This window comes from Arthrobacter sp. B6 (genome assembly GCF_001663775.1).
Classification (GTDB): domain Bacteria; phylum Actinomycetota; class Actinomycetes; order Actinomycetales; family Micrococcaceae; genus Arthrobacter.
In genome coordinates this window covers 2420587-2437266 of record NZ_KV467168.1, presented here as the reverse complement: position 1 = coordinate 2437266, position 16680 = coordinate 2420587, and the positions used below count along the sequence as shown (strand labels likewise).

The window sequence follows — 16680 nt, the reverse complement described above, 5'->3', positions numbered from 1 at the left end:
TCTGGCTTTTAGGCTCCGCACGGCCGATTCCCGTTGCGAAGGAGGGCCGGCCGTGCGGAAACTTGGTTGGTCGAGCGCCCTTAGCGGACCAGGCAGGGCCGCTTCGGGTCGAAGGACCAGCCGTCGATGTAGTACTGCATTCCGATGCTGTCGTCACGTGCATCGAGGCCATGCTGAAGGTACAGCTCATGCGCCTTGTTTAGGGCGTCGCGGTCCAGTTCGATGCCGAGGCCCGGAGCTGCCGGGACTTCGATGGCGCCGTCGCGGATTTGCAGCGGGTTTTTGGTCAGCCCCTGCCCGTCCTGCCAGATCCAGTGCGTGTCCAGGGCAGTGATTTCGCCCGGGGCGGCGGCGCCGGTGTGCGTGAACATGGCCAGCGAGATATCGAAGTGGTTGTTCGAGTGTGATCCCCAGGTGAGCCCGAACTCGTTGCACAGCTGCGCCACCCGGACGGAGCCGGACATGGTCCAGAAGTGCGGATCGGCCAGCGGGATGTCCACGGCGTTGCTCCGGATGGCGTGGGACATTTCCCGCCAGTCCGTGGCGATCATGTTGGTGGCCGTCTTCAGGCCGGTGGCGCGGCGGAATTCCGCCATGACTTCCCGGCCGGAGAAGCGGCCTTCCGCACCGCACGGGTCCTCGGCGTAGGCAACGACGCCCTGCATCCGCTTGCCGAGGCGGATGGCCTCCTCCAGGAGCCATCCGCCGTTGGGGTCAAGGGTCACCCTTGCCTCGGGGAAGCGCTTGGCCAGCGCTGTCACAACGTCAACTTCATCGTCGCCGGAAAGCACGCCGCCCTTGAGCTTGAAGTCGCTGAAGCCGTAGCGTTCCTGGGCGGCTTCCGCCAAGGCGACGACGGCTTCCGGCGTCATGGCCTCCTGGCGCCGGAGCTTCTCCCAGCGGTCCGACGGCGCGTCCTCCACCAGATAGGGAAGGTCGGTCCGGGCGTGGTCGCCAACAAAGAAGAGGTAACCGAGCATCGGAACCGAGGTGCGCTGCTGCCCATCGCCGAGCAGTTCAGCGACGGGGACGCCGAGGAACTGGCCGTGCAGGTCCAGCAGGGCGGATTCGACGGCGGTGACGGCGTGGACGGTGGTACGCAGGTCGAACGTCTGCAGCCCGCGGCCCCCGGCGTCACGGTCGGCGAACTCTGCCGCAATCCCGCGCAGCAGGGAACGGTAGCGGGCTACAGGCTGGCCGGTGATGAGCGTCCCGGCTTCCTCGATGGTGCCCTTGATCTTCTCACCGCCGGGAACCTCGCCGAGACCGGTGCGGCCGTCCGAGTCGGTAACGATAACCACGTTGCGGGTGAAGAAGGGGCCGTGCGCGCCGCTGAGGTTCATCAGCATGCTGTCGTGGCCGGCAACGGGCACCACTTGGACGCGGGCGATGGTTGGCTGAGTGCTCATGCGTTGATCTCGTCCTTTACATCGGCTGCGTCAACGGTGCCGTCGATCCGGCGGTTCAGGTGCCAGGGGTTGCTGTCCTGCAGCGGGGCCGGGAGGAGTTCCTGGGGGAGGTTCTGGTAGGCGACCGGGCGCAGGAAGCGGTTGATTGCGAGGGTGCCCACCGACGTGGTGCGGGTGTCTGAAGTGGCCGGGAACGGTCCGCCGTGGACCATGGCATGGCCGACTTCTACGCCGGTCGGCCAGCCGTTGACGATGATGCGTCCCACTTTCTGCTCCAGTGCCGGGATCAGCAGTGCCGCCGTCGGGTAGTCCTCTTCGGTGAGCTGCAGCGACGCGGTGAGCTGGCCGTCGAGCCGATTGATGGCTGCGATGAGTTCCTCGGTGGAGGCGTAGCGGATGACCAGGCTGGCGGCGCCGAAGATCTCCGCGTGCAGTACGTTGTTGGACACGAACTCACTGATGCGGGTGCCGAAGATGGTGGGGGCGGGCGCGTTTTCGGTGGGTCCGGCAGTGCCCTGCCCCACGACGTCCACGCCGGAGGCGGAGCCGAGTGCCTCGGCTCCCTGGTTCCAGGACGAGGCGATGCCCCCGGTGAGCATGGTCTGCCCGGCGCAGGCGGAAACGGCGCGTCCGACGGCGGCAGCAAGTTTGTCACCGAGTTCACCTTCGGGGGCGAACAGGAGTCCGGGAGACGTGCAGAGCTGGCCGGAACTTCCCGTGACGGCGGTGACGTACTGCTGTGCCAGTGCCTTTATTTGTTCGGCGGAGCGGTTGAGGGCGCCTTCGAAGACAAAGACCGGGTTTAGTGAGGACATCTCGGCGTAGACGGGGATTGGTTCGGGGCGGGCTGCAGCGGTGCGCATCAGCGCGATGCCCGCGGTCTGGGAGCCCGTGAAGCCAACGGCCTTGATGGCCGGGTCCGCGACGAGGGCCTGGCCGATGCTGCTGCCTGGTCCGTAGACCAGGGAGAACACGCCGGGGTGCAGGCCAAAGTCTTTGACGGCCTTGACCACTGCCTGGCCCACCAGTTCACCCGTGCCCGGATGGGCGTTGTGGGCCTTGAAGACGACGGGGCAGCCGGCGGCGAGGGCCGAGGCGGTGTCTCCGCCCGCCGTCGAGAACGCGAGGGGGAAGTTGCTGGCACCGAAGACGGCGACGGGTCCCAGCGGGATCTGGCGCTGGCGGATGTCCGCGCGGGGGAGGGGGGTCCGGTCCGGCAAGGCGGGATCAATCCGGACACCGCGGAAGTCACCCTGGCGGACAACCTTCGCGAAGAGGCGCAGCTGGCCGGTGGTGCGGGCACGTTCGCCCTGCAGCCGGGCGGCGGGCAGGCCGGTTTCCTGGCCAGCGCGGATGATCAGGTCATCGCCGATGGCTTCGATGTTCTGCGCGATGGCGTCCAGGAAGGCGGCGTGTGTCTCCGGGTCCAGGGTACTGAAGGACGCGAAGGCCTCGGCGGCGGCGGAGGTGGCCGTCGTCAGCTGCTCGTCGGTGATCAGTGTGTAAGCGGGTTCGAGCACCTCGTTGGTGGCGGGGTTGAAGCCGAAGGCGGTCTTGCCGTCCCCGACGACGGGCTGCCCCGCGATCAGGGAATGTCCGGTGAGTGTCATTGTGCTGACTCCTTAGGAGAGACGTTGATCAGGAGACGGTGGCGATTAGGGCTTCGAGGTCTGCGAAATCCTGCGGTGCCAGGTTCTGCAGCGGGGGGCGGACGCCGCCGGCCGGGCGGCCGATGGCCTCCAGGCCGCCCTTGACGATGGAAACGGAGTACCCCTTCACGCGGTCGCGGATGTCCAGGTACGGAATCACGAAGTCGTTGAGCTTCTTGTTCACGGCCACGCGGTCGTTGTTGCGTACGTCCTGGTAGAAGTCCAGCGCGAACTGCGGGACGAAGTTGTACATCGCGCTGGAGTAGGTGCTCATGCCCAGCTGCAGCAGGGGCAACGCGAAGGTTTCCGCCGTGGGAAGGCCGCCGAGGTAGAAGAGGCGGTCGCCGAGCTTGGCGTAGACGCGGGCATCGTGCTCGAGGTCGCCCACACCGTCCTTGAAGCCGATCAGGTTTTCGTGGCGGTCCGCGAGGGCAGCCACCGTGGTGTCCTTGTAGATGGCGTTGGCGCGGTTGTAGATGATCACACCGAGGGACGTGGCGCTGCAGATGGCGCTGACGTGCTCGATCAGGCCGAGCTGGTCTGCTTCGGTCAGGTACGGGGGGAGGAGCAGGAGCCCGTCGGCGCCGGCCGTCTCGGCCGCCTTGGCGTTTTCGATGGCCTGGGCGGTAGACCCGCCAGCAGAAGCCAGCACCGGTACCTGGCTGCCAACCTCGTCGACGGCGGTGCGGACCACACGCTCGGATTCGGCAGGCGTGAGGGAGAAGCCTTCACCAGTTCCGCCTGCTGCGAAAAGCCCGGCCACAGGGAAGCTGGCCTGCCATGCCAGGTGCTTCCGGTAGTTCTCCTCATCGAACTGCAGGTGTGCATCGAACGACGTCACCGGGAAAGACAGCAGGCCTTCCTTGAGGGTGTCTGCCAGTTCCTGGGGGGTGTACTTTGCCACGATGTTGTCCTCTGCGTAAATGCCGCTGCCGGCTGGGATTGATTCGTGTTCAGAGTAGGCAGGTGAAGTGATGCCTGTCTAAGTGCCTTTTCGTATTGATTGATACTCAATATGCATTGCTACGCAGCTGTCTCCCGGACGGCTACTCCGTACGGAATTCCAAGTCCTGAAGTAGCCTGCGGAGTGCCGGGTTGGCCACTTTGCGGTTCCAGATGGCGTGCAGCTCTACCGGGTCCTCGCTGCTTCTGCCGGCGAGCGGTAGAAATTCGACCCCCTTGATCGCCAGGAGAGTGGCGGAATGCGGTACAAAGGCCACGCCGCGCCGCGCCGCCACGAGCGAAACCATCGTGAGGATCTGGCTGACGGAGTGGAGTACATTCCCGTGCTGGATGGTGTGCATGCGGATCACCAGGTCATAAAAGTAGGCGGCCTGGGTTGGTGAATGCATGATGAGGGCTTCGTCCCGAAGGTCTTCGTCCTCTACTGGCCGCGTGAGGTCCGTGAGCGGGTGCCCGGCGGGTACGGCCAGCACCATGGACTCCCGGTAAAGCAGGTGTGAGTCAAAGACCTGGCCGTCGAACGGCGGCCGGGCCAGGCCAAGATCGAGTTCACCCGTCAGCAGGCCCTGGATCTGCTCCCCCGTCACGAGTTCCTGCAGGTCGATGTCCACCTCGGGCAGGATGCTGGCGATTTCTTCCAGCAGCGGGCCCAGGATACTGAACCCGCTGGCAGCCGTAAACCCTACGCGCAGCACGCCCGAACGTCCGGTGGCGATCCTGCGGGCGGTGATTGGCGCACGGTTGGCCAGCGCCAGGAGCCGCTTGGCTTCATCGAGAAACGCCGTCCCGGCGGGAGTGAGCTGTACTTTGCGGTTGTCCCGTTCCAGCAGTTCCGTACCGATGCTCTTCTCCAGCTTCTGGATCTGGCGGCTGAGCGGCGGCTGGGTCATGTTCAGCCGCTCCGCTGCCTTGCCGAAGTGGAGCTCTTCGGCGACGGCTACAAACCCTGCCAGTTGGTCCAGAGTGAACATGATGCCTTCCGAGTATCACCCGATGCTCATTCGGGCTTAGACATGCATCATAACGGCTCAATACACTCATTTACCGAGCCGTGAGTGATTCGGTTCACGCACAACATCCGGGAATCTCCGCCCGGGTTCTCTATGAGGAGTTCCAATGAAGCACTTCCCCACCCGCCGCACCGTCCTCGGGACGGCATCAGCACTTACGCTCCTGGCAATGACTGCCTGCGGCAATGTCGCCGGAGGTACCACCGATTCCGCCGAATTCCCTTCCGGTCCGGTTAACCTCTCAGTGGGCCAGGCGGCCGGCGGCAGCACCGATCTGATCGCCCGCGCGCTGGCCGAAGGCGCCTCCCAGGCTCTTGGCAAGCCGATGCCGGTAGTGAACAAACCGGGCGCCAACGGCGCACTTGCCACTAAGGAAGTTGCCGGCAAACCTGCTGACGGCCACGAGCTGGTCCTGTTGAACGCATCCCTTATCACCATTACTCCGTTGGCCGTTTCCCCGGACGAAGCAGTGAACATTGACGACCTGGATGTGATTGCAGGGTTGTCCCAGGACGATTACGTCCTGGTGGCCAGCCCGGGATCCGGTTTCACGTCGTTCGAAGACGTCACTGCGGCCGGCCGCAACATCACTTTCGGTACCACCGGCGTGGGCACCGGAAGCCAGCTTGCCCAAACCGTGCTGTTCAAGCAGGCAGATGTTAAGGGCACCGATATTCCGTTCGACAGCGGAAAGCCGGCCCTGACGGCGGTTCTTGGCAACCAGGTCGAACTGGCCACTGTCCAGCTGGGTGAAGCGATGCCCCAGATCGAGGCCGGAAAAGTAGCACCGCTTCTGGTCTTCTCCGAAGACCGGAACACTTTCCTGCCCGACACGCCCACGGCAAAGGAAGCAGGCTACGACGTCCCTGTCGCGCAGTACCGGGCCGTTGCCGCTCCGAAGGGCACCCCGCAGGACGTAAAGGACAAGCTGCTCGCCGCCTTCCAGGAAGCCTTCAAGTCTGAGGCCTACCAGGAATTCAACAAAAAGAACATGCTGACACCCAAGGAGATTTCCGGTGAGGAAGTAGTCACCGAATGGAAGGAATACGCAGCAAAGTACAAGGAACTGGTGGAGAAGTACGACATCAGTCTGAGCGGAAATAAGTGATTTCTGTGCCAGGAACACCTTCAGTACCTGCCGGGGGCAGCAGCGAGACAGCTGCTGCCCCCGGCAGGGACTCGCCTCACAACCTTTCCGAAGAAATTCTGGACGAGCTGACGCCGGAGCAGCTGGCAGCCCAATGGGAAGAAGAAAAACCTCCTGCCGCCGGAGCCCTCGCCAACACGGCATCGTCGCTGGTTGTGCTCGGTGTGGGTGTCGGTGCCGTCATCCTGTCCCTGGCGATGGGACTCGGTACGCCCGCCAGCCCTCAGCCGGGCCTGTGGCCTTTCATCATCAGCTGCGTCATGGTTGCACTGGGGCTTTTTCAACTGATCCTCGGCCGGCACAACCGGGACGCGGAAAAGTTCACCCGCATGTCTGCCGCGCCGCTCACCGGTCTAGTGACCCTCGCCGCCATGGTTGCACTCATGCCGCTGATCGGTTTTGAGCTGCCGGCCCTGGTGCTGTGCGTCGTCTGGATGCGATTCCTGGGCGGCGAAACCTGGCGTTCCACCTTGGTGATCAGCACGAGCGTCGTCGTGGCCTTTTACGCCATTTTCGTCCTGGCACTCAACACCTCCATTCCCCACCTCTTCTAGGAGACCCCCGTGGATTTTCTGAATCCCGTTATTAACGGATTTGCGGTTGTCCTGGAGCCGACCAACCTCCTCTACTGCCTGATCGGCGTCGTCATTGGCATGCTGATCGGCGTCCTGCCCGGCTTGGGCCCCGCGGCAACCATCGCCATCCTGCTTCCACTGACATACAACGTTGAGCCTGTCACGGCCATCATCATGCTGGCCGGCATCTTCTACGGCGCCCAGTACGGTGGCACCATCACCTCTGTCCTGCTGCGGCTTCCCGGTGAAGCATCCTCGGTGGTCACCGTCTTCGACGGGTACCAGATGGCCCGGCAGGGCAAAGCGGGCACAGCACTGGGCCTGGCCGCCATCGGCTCCTTCATCGGTGGAACCGCCGCCATCATCGGCCTGACGTTCCTGGCACCCATCGTGGCGGGCTTCGCGCTGGACTTCGGCCCACCCGAGTACACCGCCCTGGCTCTGCTGGGCATCCTCCTAGTGGCCACCATCAGCAGCGGAGCGAAGGCCAAAGCCCTCATCGCCGCCGCGGTCGGACTCCTGCTCGCCACGGTTGGCCGGGACATCTTCACAGGCCAAAGCCGCTTCACCTTCGGCAACCTCCAACTCGCCGACGGCATCGACTTCGTTCCGATCGCCATGGGCCTGTTCGGCCTCGGGGAGATCCTCTACAACCTGGAGGAACGTCATCGCGCGGCGAAAGCCCCATCAAAAGTTTCAAACGTCTGGCCCTCACGCAAGGACCTGAAGCAGGCTTCCGGCTCTATCGGCCGCGGCTCCCTGCTGGGCTTCTTCCTTGGTATCCTGCCCGGCGGCGGCGCCACCATAGCCTCCATGGCCTCTTACGCCATGGAAAAGAAGCGCGCCAAGCAGCCGGAGCGGTTCGGCAAGGGCGCCCCGGAAGGCGTCGCAGGCCCCGAAACGGCCAACAACGCGGCAGCAACGTCGTCGTTCATCCCGCTGCTGACTCTTGGCATCCCTGCGAACGCGACCATGGCACTGATGTTCGGCGCACTGCTGATCCAAGGCGTAACACCCGGACCCCAACTCGTGGAACAGAACCCGGAGCTTTTCTGGGGTGTGGTCAACTCCATGTACATCGGTAACATCCTGCTCCTGATCATGAGCCTGCCGCTGGTGGGGATCTTCGTAAAAATCCTTCGGGTCCGCGCTGCAATCCTGGCCCCCGTGACAGCACTCATCACATTGTTGGGCGCTTACACCATCAACAACAGCATGTTCGACGTCACCCTTGTTGTGGTCTTCGGCATCATCGGCTACCTCATGAAAAAGTTCGGCTTTGAGCCAGGCCCGCTCGTGCTGGCCTTTGTCCTGGGCGAACTGCTGGAAAGCTCAATGCGCCGCTCACTGCTGGTCTTCGGCGGGGACCCGCTGGGCTTCTTTGGCCGGCCCATTTCCGCAACACTGCTGATCGTCTTCGTCCTGGTTGCTCTGCTCCCGGTCATCCGCAGCATCGCCAAGCGTAAGTTCACTGCCTCAACGTTAGTCACCAAGCCGGATATCAAGGAGAAGGTATGAGCATCGTCGTGGGATTCGTCCCTACCCCCGCGGGAGAAGCCGCATTGACTGCAGGCATCGCCGAAGCAAAGCTCCGCAACGAGGACCTGGTGATCGTCAACTCCGCGAGGGAAGGCGCCCTGGTGGACAAATCAGTGGCACCGGACGATGTCCTGGCACAGGCGGCCAGCCGCGCGGCGGAGGCCGGCGTCAAGGCCACCGTGATCCAGCCGCCGTACCAGCACGATCTCGCCGACGAGTTCCTTGACGTCGTCCGCGCGGCCAACGCGTCGCTGATCGTCATCGGGCTCCGGCACCGGACCCAGGTAGGCAAGTTCATCCTGGGCAGCCACGCCCAGCGCATCCTGATGCAGGCCGACCGCCCCGTCCTCGCCGTCAAGGCTGACGGAGCCGGTTTGTAGCCGGACCGCCGACCAGGGCAGTACACAACCCACGGCCGAACACAGGCAGAGATTCCAGGAAGGCAGGCAGCGTCCACGGGCGCCGCCTGCCTTCCGCTGTACTGCCGCCGCATCTGCAGACCGAAAACACCACCCCAAAGTTAGACCAATGCCCGAACAAGCCGGAACCACAGCCCAGACCATGCTGGAAGCCGTGCCGCATTGGAGCAAGCTGTTCAGGGAAGACGAAGTACTGCTGTTTCGCGCGGGTGAGAAGGTGGCTGCCGGCCGCGTTGACATGCGTGCCCTGGACGGCTCAGTCTTTTGGCTGATCCAAAACGGCGGAATGGGCCGCCACATGGTTCACGCCAACGACGGCGTCAGGGCATTTCGGCGTCCCGGGAACCGCAAAGCCTCCTGACCGCAGCGGCGCAGGCTGATGCGAAACTTTGGGGGACGGACGGCCGACGTGGTGAGGCCCGCCGTCGTGGGGCACTTTGGGCTGCAAAACCCGGGAACCACGCCGAAGCGTCCGTGTGTCCGTGTCGAAGTGCCGCAACCAGGCAGCCTGACCAAAGCCTGAAAAGCGTTCAGTCCATGCCTACATTCCGTCAGCCCCGCAGTGCTCCGAGGCCGGTGATGAGTGCCTCAAGGCCCAGGCCGAAGGCGACGTCCGCAGGACTCTCGTCCCCGCGCGCCGCCAGGCTTCGCACGGCCGCCGTGAAGTGCGGGGTGGCAGCAGCCATGCTGCCGGCGTCGAAAATGTCCGCGGGCGCGGTGACGTCATAGGCCGAGCCGAAGATGAACGATTCCAGGGCCACGATCGCCGACACTATCCGTTCCTCCGGGAACCCCGCCGCCAGGAAAGCGGCACTCACGGTCTCGTACATGGCAAGTGTCTGGGGTGCGTCGGTCACGGGAAGGACCGCGATCACCGGGATCAGGGGGGTGTGCTGGGCAAACACATCCCGGTAACTCCACGCCCACGTGCGCACCGCGTCTTCCCACGGCCCCGCCGCGAATCCCGAAACGTCCACCAGCGCGGTCAGGTGGTCCTCCACCAGCAGGAGCACCTCCCGTTTCGAGCGCACGTGGTTGTAAAGGGCCGACGGCGCCACATCCAGTTGGCGGGCCAGAGCGGCCATGGTGAGGCCGTCGTAGCCCTTCCTGCCTACGAGTTCCAGTGCGGCTGACGTAATTCCGGCCTGGTCCAACAGGGCCGCTGAGGGGCGGCCCGCCCGGCGTCGTCCGCCCTTCGACGTGTCAGCGGAGGCTCCCGGGGAGACGCCGTCGGCAGCGCTGGTGCCGGGTTTTCCGGCGGTGGTTCCTGTAGCGGCGGCTGCCGGCATGGTGCGGGCCTTTCGTGGGGTTCCCCAGCATTATTCCATCCGCCTCTTCCGGAGCCGGGAGCAACCCGCTATAGTTCTAATAAATGAATGGCATTCATTTAGTGGTGCGCATCACTGACGCAGCCACAGAGAGGACATCATGCTGAACCTAAACCGCGACGTTGTAGTCGTTGGAGCGGGACCCTCCGGGTTGACCGCAGCCCGTGAACTGAAGAAGGCCGGCCTGAGCGTGGCCGTGCTGGAAGCGCGCGACCGGGTGGGTGGCCGCACCTGGACGGACACCGTGGACGGTGCCGTACTGGAGATCGGCGGCCAGTGGGTCTCGCCGGACCAGACGGTGCTCCTGGACCTGCTGGACGAACTGGGCCTGAAGACCTACTCCCGCTACCGCAGTGGCGAGTCGGTCTACATTGGCGCGGACGGCAAACCCGTGCGGTACACCGGCGACTCCTTCCCGGTGGACCCGGCCACCGCCGTCGAAATGGACAAGCTCATTGCCCTGCTCGACGGCCTGGCGGCCGAAATCGGCGCCACCGAGCCGTGGGCGCACCCCAAGGCCCGGGAACTGGACACCATTTCCTTCCACCACTGGCTGCGGGCCAACTCGGACAACGAGGAGGCCTGCAACAACATTGGCCTCTTCATCGCCGGCGGCATGCTCACCAAACCCGCGCACTCGTTCTCCGCACTCCAGGCTGTGCTCATGGCCGCCTCCGCCGGATCCTTCACGCACCTCACCGACGAGGACTTCATCCTGGACAAGCGAGTGGTGGGCGGGATGCAACAGGTCTCCCTGCTGCAGGCACAGGAGCTGGGTGACGACGTCGTACTTAACAGCCCGGTGCGCGCCATCAATTGGGAGGAAGACAGCGCCGGCCACCGCGTCACCGTCGTATCCGAGCGGGCCACCGTGAACGCACGGTTTGTGATCATGGCCGTGCCGCCCAACCTGTACTCCCGGGTGTCTTTCAACCCGCCGCTGCCGCGCCGCCAGCACCAGATGCACCAGCACCAGTCACTGGGCCTGGTCATCAAGGTCCACGCCGTTTACAGCACGCCGTTCTGGCGTGAGGAGGGCCTGTCCGGGACCGGCTTCGGCGCCGGCTCGCTGGTCCAGGAGGTCTACGACAACACCAACCACGGCGATGCACGCGGGACTTTGGTGGGCTTCATCTCGGATGAAAAGGCCGACGCCGTCTTCGAGTTGGGTGCCGACGAGCGCAAGCGCGTGGTGCTGGAGTCGATCGCCGGGTTCCTGGGGGACAAGGCGCTTGAGCCCGAGGTGTACTACGAGTCGGACTGGGGCTCCGAGGAGTGGACCCGCGGCGCATATGCATCCAGCTACGACCTTGGCGGACTCCACCGCTACGGAAAAGACCAGCACACCCCCGTGGGGCCCATCTACTGGTGCTCCTCGGACCTCGCCGCCGAGGGGTACCAGCATGTGGATGGCGCCATCCGGATGGGCCGGCTGACCGCGGCCCGGATCTGCGAAGTGGCGCGTGTGGCTGAGCCTGCCGGAGTGTAGGGAAGGCTGCGATCAGCGCTTTGCTGTGGGCCATGGGTCGACGTCGAACAACGTGTCTTCTACTGGGGCAGGCGATCTGCAACCAACCGCGGTCCGTGGTTGGTTGCAGATCATCCAACGGTGGGCGGGTCAGTTGAGTGGGAAGACGAGCAAGGACCCGGTGGCGGTGGCAACCAGTTTGCCGCTGGCGTCGGTGACGGTGCCGTCGGCGAAGGCAACGCGGCTGCCCGTCTTAGACACAACGCCCACACAGGTCAACGGGCCGCTGCCGGCCCGAATTGAGCGAAGATAGTTCACCTTGATCTCAATCGAGGTGTAGCCCACGCCCTGGGGAAGGGTGGTCTGTACGGCGCAGCCGAGGGCTGAATCGAGCAGCGTGCAGACCAGTCCGCCGTGAACTGCTCCGATCGGGTTGTAATGGGATTCATCCGGGTGGCAGGTAAAGGTGGCCGTTCCCGGCTCCGCCTCAACGAGCGTCATGTTCAGCAGTTCGCCCATGGGTGGGGGCGGCAGCTTCTTGCCCATCATTGAGTGCAAGTAGTCAAGGCCGCTCATATTCGGCATGGCCGCCGCACCAACGGCGGGGTCCTCCCAGGTGACGAGTCGTTGACGCTCAGTCACTGCTGCTCCTATCGTTCGGTCCCCGCCAGCATCAAAAGTGTACGCCGGTCACACCCCTGCGGTCGCGGAAGCTTGTTCAACCCTTGGCAGGGACGGTGCCCGGCTGCCTGAGGACAGGCCGGCTTGACCCTGTCCTCGAACCGGCAAGTTGACTAGGATGGTCGCGATCACAGTTTTGAAACGATGCAATCCAGAGGACCTCAATGACGAACGCTCCCGTCCTGCTCAACGACAACGGCGCCTGGTGCTGGTTCCAGGACGAACGGGCGCTTGTCGATCCCGCAAACAACACGTTGCTGGTGGGATCGGTCGCGGCACCCGAGGGACCCGGCGGCGGACGCCGCGGCGGGAATATCGAGGTTGCGGTCCTGGACCTGATGTCCGGTGAGAGCCGGGTCCATGTCCTTCACGGGCAGCTCGAACCGGATGACCACAACGCGCCGGCGCTGCTGATCCGGCCGGACGGCCGCTACCTGGCGATGTACGCCAAGCACAAGACGGACAACTACTCCCGCTGGCGCGTCTCGGTCCGGCCACATGACGCCAGTGAGTGGGAGCCTGAGCAGGTCTTCGACTGGACCGAACTCGCGGGCGGCCGCGGTGCCACCTATTCCAACCTGCACCGCCTCGCCGCGGAGTCGCGGACCTACAACTTCGTGCGTGCCATCAACGATGACCCCACGCTGATGGTTTCCGACGACGACGGCAGCACCTGGAGCTACGGGGGCAAGCTCTTTACCCGTCCGAAGGTGGGCTACGTCAACGGCTACACCCGCTACAGCTCCAACGGCACGGACCGGATCGACCTCATCACCACGGACCACCACCCCCGGGATTTCAACAACAGCATCTACCACGGCTACATCCAGGCCAACGCGCTCCATGATGCGGCGGGGCAGGTCATCAGCAAGCCCGTCGTCGGCTCTGCAGGAGTCAGCCAGGTGGCGCTGACCACGATCTTCAAGGCGGGCACGGAGTTCGACGGCGATGTCCTCACCCACGGCTGGACCACGGACCTCCGGCAGCAGGGAAACGAGCTGGCCGCGATCATCACCTGCCGCGCCAACGACGTCAACGGTGTCCTCAAACGGGTCCAGCGGCTCGACGTCGACGATCACCGCCTCCTGTACGCCCGGTTTGACGGTTCCGCCTGGACCCTGCATCCCCTCGCCGTGGCCGGGCCCGGGTACCTCCCGCACGAGCAGGACTACACAGGCCTGGGGGCCGTGGACCCTTACGACCTTGACCACGTTTACATCTCGGCGCCTGTGGATCCCCGGACGGGCCAGTCCACTGCGCACTACGAGATCTACTCGGGACGGACGTCCGACGGCGGCGCGGGCTGGGACTGGGAGGCAGTCACATCGGATTCTGCAGTGGACAACCTGCGGCCGATGGTGGTTCCGGGCGACTCGGGCGTGCACGCCCTCTGCTGGTTCCGCGGCTCGATGCAGTCATCCCAGGCGTATGAAACGGAGGTTGTCGCCGTCGTGCAGGAGAACCGGGCAATGAACTCGTAGCCGGTTCAGCGGGTACTAAACAGCCCGGAAAGCCTATGGCCGCGTGGTCAGCGCGGAAAAGACAGCGGGCAGCAAAAGGTCATTCCTGCCCCAGGCGGGGTCCAGGATCTCCACGTACCAGGAATCGGCGAGCAGCAGTGCCAGGTTTTCGTTGGTTTCGTCCGCCCAGTCCCGGATCTGGTCCTCCGTGACGGGGTTCTCGCTGGAGCCCAGGACCGTGACTACCTCGCCGCCGTCGAGCGTAACCGGTATGGACGCACTGCTGGACTCGCCGGGGGCATGGGCCACGGTGACGAGTTCGGACCGCGTGGACAGGGCCAGCAGATCGGCGGCCGTTTCGACGCTGCAGAACCCCGTCACGTACTGGCGCTGCGCGGTGTCCTCGGCCTGGAGACCGGGCTGGAACTCCTTGGTGAACAGACCGTTCCTGTTGAGGGCCGCCAGTTCGACGGCGATGGATTCCGTTTCGTCGTCGTACGTGGGGGTGAACGTGGCAGCCTGGTACTCGCTCTTCCCTTCGAGCCAGCGCGCCGTCAGCTCCCCGGCGGCATCAAGGGTGGTGGCCTGCCGCCAGGCACCTTTGTCCTCAAGGTTCCTGCCGAACTGGTCACGGACTTCCGCTTCTGTGGGTTCCATCCTCGGATGCTACCGGCGCCCCGTCGCTGCATTCCAGTCACTGCGACACAGCGCGCAAGATAACGGTCCTGTGCCATTATTTGTCCTGTGCTTCCGATTTCCGAAATATGGCGCATCAGCAGGACTGTGGATGAAGGCTGGCGCAGCCCCCTGGCCGACGCCGTTGCAGCAGCCTGGGGCTTGCCCGAAGGAGCGGCCCGGTGGCTCCGCTCGAGCGCCACGCACGTCTTCGTCATCCCTTCCCCGGGAGGCAGTGAGCCGCCTGGTTACCTGAGATTCGCCCCGGAAGGGTCCCCGGCCGCAGCGAAGCTGCGCACTTCCGTCACGCTGCTGGCCGGCTGGGCAGATCAGGACCTGGGCGCCGTGCAGCCGGTCCGGAGCACCCGCGGGCGGCTCTGTGAAACCGTCGAGACTCCGGAGGGACGGGTCGTTGCGATGCTGGTTCCCGCGGCCGAAGGTGCGGAAACCTCCGTTGATGACCTTTCCGCAGAGCAGGCAGCGGCCTGGGGAGCGGCGCTGGCCGGCCTTCACGCCAGTACCGCCGTGCCGGAGCCGGCACTGAGTCCCCGCGAGACGGCGCGCGCCAGCACCGACTTGGCGGGAGGAACTGGCCCCGCCGGGCCTCCCGACACAGCACTGGACCGCGCCGTCCGGACCATCGCCGCGGAAATCGCCGCCCTGGACCCGGACCAGCACTCGCAGGGCAGCTGCCATGGAGACTTCGAACTGGACAACATCCGGTTCGGGCCCGGGGGAGTGACGTTCTTCGACGCCGATGAGGCCTACTGCGGGTGGTTCGCCGCCGACGTCGCCCTTGCCGTCCGGGACCTGACCGGTACCACCCTGGACTCCTCGGAGCGCCCGGAACTGTTGGCGGCATACCTGGCGGGCTACCGCAGCCGCCGCCCACTCACGGCAGCTGAGGAAGCCAGCCTGCCCCTGCACTCCCTGGCCGCATCCGCGCGGCTGGTCAGGGAGCTGGACGGCGTCCGGGACGCGGGCCGCACCGGCCTTCCCGAATGGGTTCGGGAGTTGGATGCTTCACTGAGGGAACATCAGGATTGGCACCGGGAGCGCCTCCTGCAGAACCCGGTCTGACCGCAGTCAGGCAATCATTCTGTGGCGGCTGGAATTCCGGCCGCTTTTTCGGCTTCCGTCAGGGCCAGGCGGAGGCGCGCGACGGCGGGGGCGTATCCCTGGTGGGGCGCGGCCCGGAGCTGCTCGGCCTCCCGCATCGCCCTGATCACTGCCGCGGTTTCGGGCTGCCGGACGTCGGTCATTGCTGGAAAATCGATGCAGTACGCCGGGTCCAGTTCGTAGCGGCTCCACCGGGCCAGCAGCGTGGAGTGTTCAGCCTGCGCCGCCGTGTAAAGGGGTTGCTCCTGCCGACGCTGCCGCCGGACTGATTGCCACGCCACGATCCGTGGATGGCCCCGGTAGGCGGCCACCCCCGCTGTCCCGCCCACCATTGCAAGGACCACCCCCGCCCACGGCGAGGCCAGCGTGGGAATAAGGATCGCGGGAAGGGCGACGGCGGAGCCCATGAATACGTCCCAAAACAGGGTGTCGGACGCGCCGCCTGCAGGCTCCGGCGCAGAGTGCTGGCGCACGGCGAAAACCGTGGCCGCCACCGCGCAGGCCAGCACGGCTCCCCAGAACATCAGCTGCCATGTTCCCGAAAGGACGGATTCCATCAAGGCGGTCACCGCGGTACCTCCCAGCGTCAGGCCCGGCCCAGGACTCCGGGCTGCTACTTCCATTGCAACCCCTCCAGCCGCCGGGGTCAATGGCAGGACGCGGGGCCCGGGAAACCCCACACCGAAGCTGCGTTCCGGCGACGGCACCGCGTAGCGTAGGACCCATGCGACTCAAAATGTGCAGTATCCATGTCAAGGACCCAGCCGTCGCCCACACGTTCTACACGGAGATCCTGGGTTTTGAGACCCTGATGGCGATGCCGGAATACAACCTGTTCATCGTCAAGGATCCGGGAGCGGACGCCGGGTCCGTGGGACTCCTGCTTGAGCCCAGCGACAACCCGATCGGGGCAAACTACATGAACGCCCTGCACGACGCCGGGCTCCCGGCCATTGTCTTCGGCGTTCCGGACGTTCAGGCGGAGTACAACCGGCTGGTGGAGGCAGGCGTCACGTTCCAGGGCGAGCCGTCCGAGGACCCCTCCGGGATCAGTGCGGTGTTCGACGACGGCTGCGGCAACTTCGTGCAGCTGCACCAGGACTGACCTTCCCTCCAGGCAATCAGAAGCTTGTCCGCGGATCCGGACCGTGAAGGTAAGGATCCGCCAATAAGCACAGGACTCCGCAGCAAAGATTGTTGAACAATCCTCGTAAATCAGGCATGATAGGTGGACTACC

17 protein-coding genes are annotated in these 16680 nt (G+C 65.0%); 9 read left to right on the top strand and 8 right to left on the bottom strand.

The features are described from left to right. Window positions 1-80: 80 nt before the first annotated feature. The 4 genes from AU175_RS10760 to AU175_RS10745 form a co-directional block, all read right to left on the bottom strand. The gene (locus AU175_RS10760) at window positions 81-1409 is read right to left on the bottom strand and encodes an enolase C-terminal domain-like protein (protein WP_066288469.1); all 1329 of its coding nucleotides are present in this window, start codon (window positions 1407-1409) and stop codon (window positions 81-83) included. Then, window positions 1406-3019, bottom strand: a complete 1614-nt coding sequence (locus AU175_RS10755; protein WP_066288462.1) for an aldehyde dehydrogenase (NADP(+)) — start codon at window positions 3017-3019, stop codon at window positions 1406-1408. The genes AU175_RS10760 and AU175_RS10755 overlap by 4 nt, the downstream gene beginning before the upstream one ends. Window positions 3020-3047: 28 nt before the next feature. Beyond that, a complete protein-coding gene (gene kdgD, locus AU175_RS10750) occupies window positions 3048-3962 on the bottom strand; it encodes a 5-dehydro-4-deoxyglucarate dehydratase (protein WP_066288460.1) in 915 nt (304 codons plus the stop codon). A gap of 142 nt (window positions 3963-4104) precedes the next feature. Next, window positions 4105-4992 (bottom strand): LysR family transcriptional regulator, encoded by an 888-nt coding sequence (locus AU175_RS10745; protein WP_066288457.1) that lies wholly within the window; start codon window positions 4990-4992, stop codon window positions 4105-4107. Window positions 4993-5137: 145 nt separating this feature from the next. Between AU175_RS10745 and AU175_RS10740 the strand changes: the two genes are divergently transcribed. The 5 genes from AU175_RS10740 (at window position 5138) to AU175_RS10720 (ending at window position 9072) form a co-directional block, all read left to right on the top strand. Beyond that, window positions 5138-6139 (top strand): Bug family tripartite tricarboxylate transporter substrate binding protein, encoded by a 1002-nt coding sequence (locus tag AU175_RS10740; RefSeq protein WP_066288455.1) that lies wholly within the window; start codon window positions 5138-5140, stop codon window positions 6137-6139. A 5-nt stretch (window positions 6140-6144) separates the two neighbouring features. Continuing rightward, on the top strand, window positions 6145-6732 hold the full coding sequence (locus tag AU175_RS10735; protein ID WP_066290952.1) for a tripartite tricarboxylate transporter TctB family protein: 588 nt from the start codon (window positions 6145-6147) through the stop codon (window positions 6730-6732). A gap of 9 nt (window positions 6733-6741) precedes the next feature. Beyond that, entirely contained in the window at window positions 6742-8271 is a 1530-nt protein-coding gene (locus AU175_RS10730; protein ID WP_066288453.1) for a tripartite tricarboxylate transporter permease, read from the top strand. Further along, window positions 8268-8672, top strand: coding sequence for a universal stress protein (locus tag AU175_RS10725; protein ID WP_066288450.1), 405 nt, complete (start codon window positions 8268-8270; stop codon window positions 8670-8672). Before AU175_RS10730 ends, AU175_RS10725 begins: the two co-directional genes overlap by 4 nt. Before the next feature lie 148 nt (window positions 8673-8820). Beyond that, window positions 8821-9072 carry a hypothetical protein gene (locus AU175_RS10720; protein WP_066288448.1) on the top strand — a complete coding sequence of 84 codons (252 nt, stop codon included), beginning with the start codon at window positions 8821-8823 and terminating at the stop codon, window positions 9070-9072. 190 nt (window positions 9073-9262) lie between these two features. On the opposite strand, the gene AU175_RS10715 is transcribed toward AU175_RS10720, so the two are convergent. After that, window positions 9263-10000, bottom strand: a complete 738-nt coding sequence (locus AU175_RS10715) for a TetR/AcrR family transcriptional regulator (protein WP_082979113.1) — start codon at window positions 9998-10000, stop codon at window positions 9263-9265. A gap of 139 nt (window positions 10001-10139) precedes the next feature. Between AU175_RS10715 and AU175_RS10710 the strand changes: the two genes are divergently transcribed. Then, window positions 10140-11528, top strand: a complete 1389-nt coding sequence (locus AU175_RS10710; RefSeq protein WP_066288444.1) for a flavin monoamine oxidase family protein — start codon at window positions 10140-10142, stop codon at window positions 11526-11528. Between the two features lie 129 nt (window positions 11529-11657). Here the strand turns inward: AU175_RS10710 and AU175_RS10705 are convergent, their stop codons facing one another. Beyond that, window positions 11658-12149: a PaaI family thioesterase gene (locus AU175_RS10705; RefSeq protein ID WP_231938523.1), complete on the bottom strand. Its 492-nt coding sequence runs from the start codon at window positions 12147-12149 to the stop codon at window positions 11658-11660. Window positions 12150-12352: 203 nt separating this feature from the next. Here AU175_RS10705 and AU175_RS10700 point away from each other — a divergent pair, with 203 nt between their 5' ends. Then, window positions 12353-13669 (top strand): BNR-4 repeat-containing protein, encoded by a 1317-nt coding sequence (locus tag AU175_RS10700; protein ID WP_066288442.1) that lies wholly within the window; start codon window positions 12353-12355, stop codon window positions 13667-13669. Window positions 13670-13702: 33 nt separating this feature from the next. On the opposite strand, the gene AU175_RS10695 is transcribed toward AU175_RS10700, so the two are convergent. Continuing rightward, complete coding sequence (locus AU175_RS10695) at window positions 13703-14305, bottom strand: DUF6919 domain-containing protein (RefSeq protein WP_066288439.1); 603 nt, start codon at window positions 14303-14305, stop codon at window positions 13703-13705. An 87-nt stretch (window positions 14306-14392) separates the two neighbouring features. Here AU175_RS10695 and AU175_RS10690 point away from each other — a divergent pair, with 87 nt between their 5' ends. After that, complete coding sequence (locus AU175_RS10690; protein ID WP_066288437.1) at window positions 14393-15403, top strand: phosphotransferase enzyme family protein; 1011 nt, start codon at window positions 14393-14395, stop codon at window positions 15401-15403. A gap of 14 nt (window positions 15404-15417) precedes the next feature. Here AU175_RS10690 and AU175_RS10685 read toward each other — a convergent pair whose 3' ends face one another. Further along, a complete protein-coding gene (locus AU175_RS10685; RefSeq protein ID WP_231938522.1) occupies window positions 15418-16065 on the bottom strand; it encodes a hypothetical protein in 648 nt (215 codons plus the stop codon). Between the two features lie 101 nt (window positions 16066-16166). Here AU175_RS10685 and AU175_RS10680 point away from each other — a divergent pair, with 101 nt between their 5' ends. Continuing rightward, window positions 16167-16547, top strand: a complete 381-nt coding sequence (locus AU175_RS10680; RefSeq protein WP_066288435.1) for a VOC family protein — start codon at window positions 16167-16169, stop codon at window positions 16545-16547. Window positions 16548-16680: the final 133 nt, after the last annotated feature.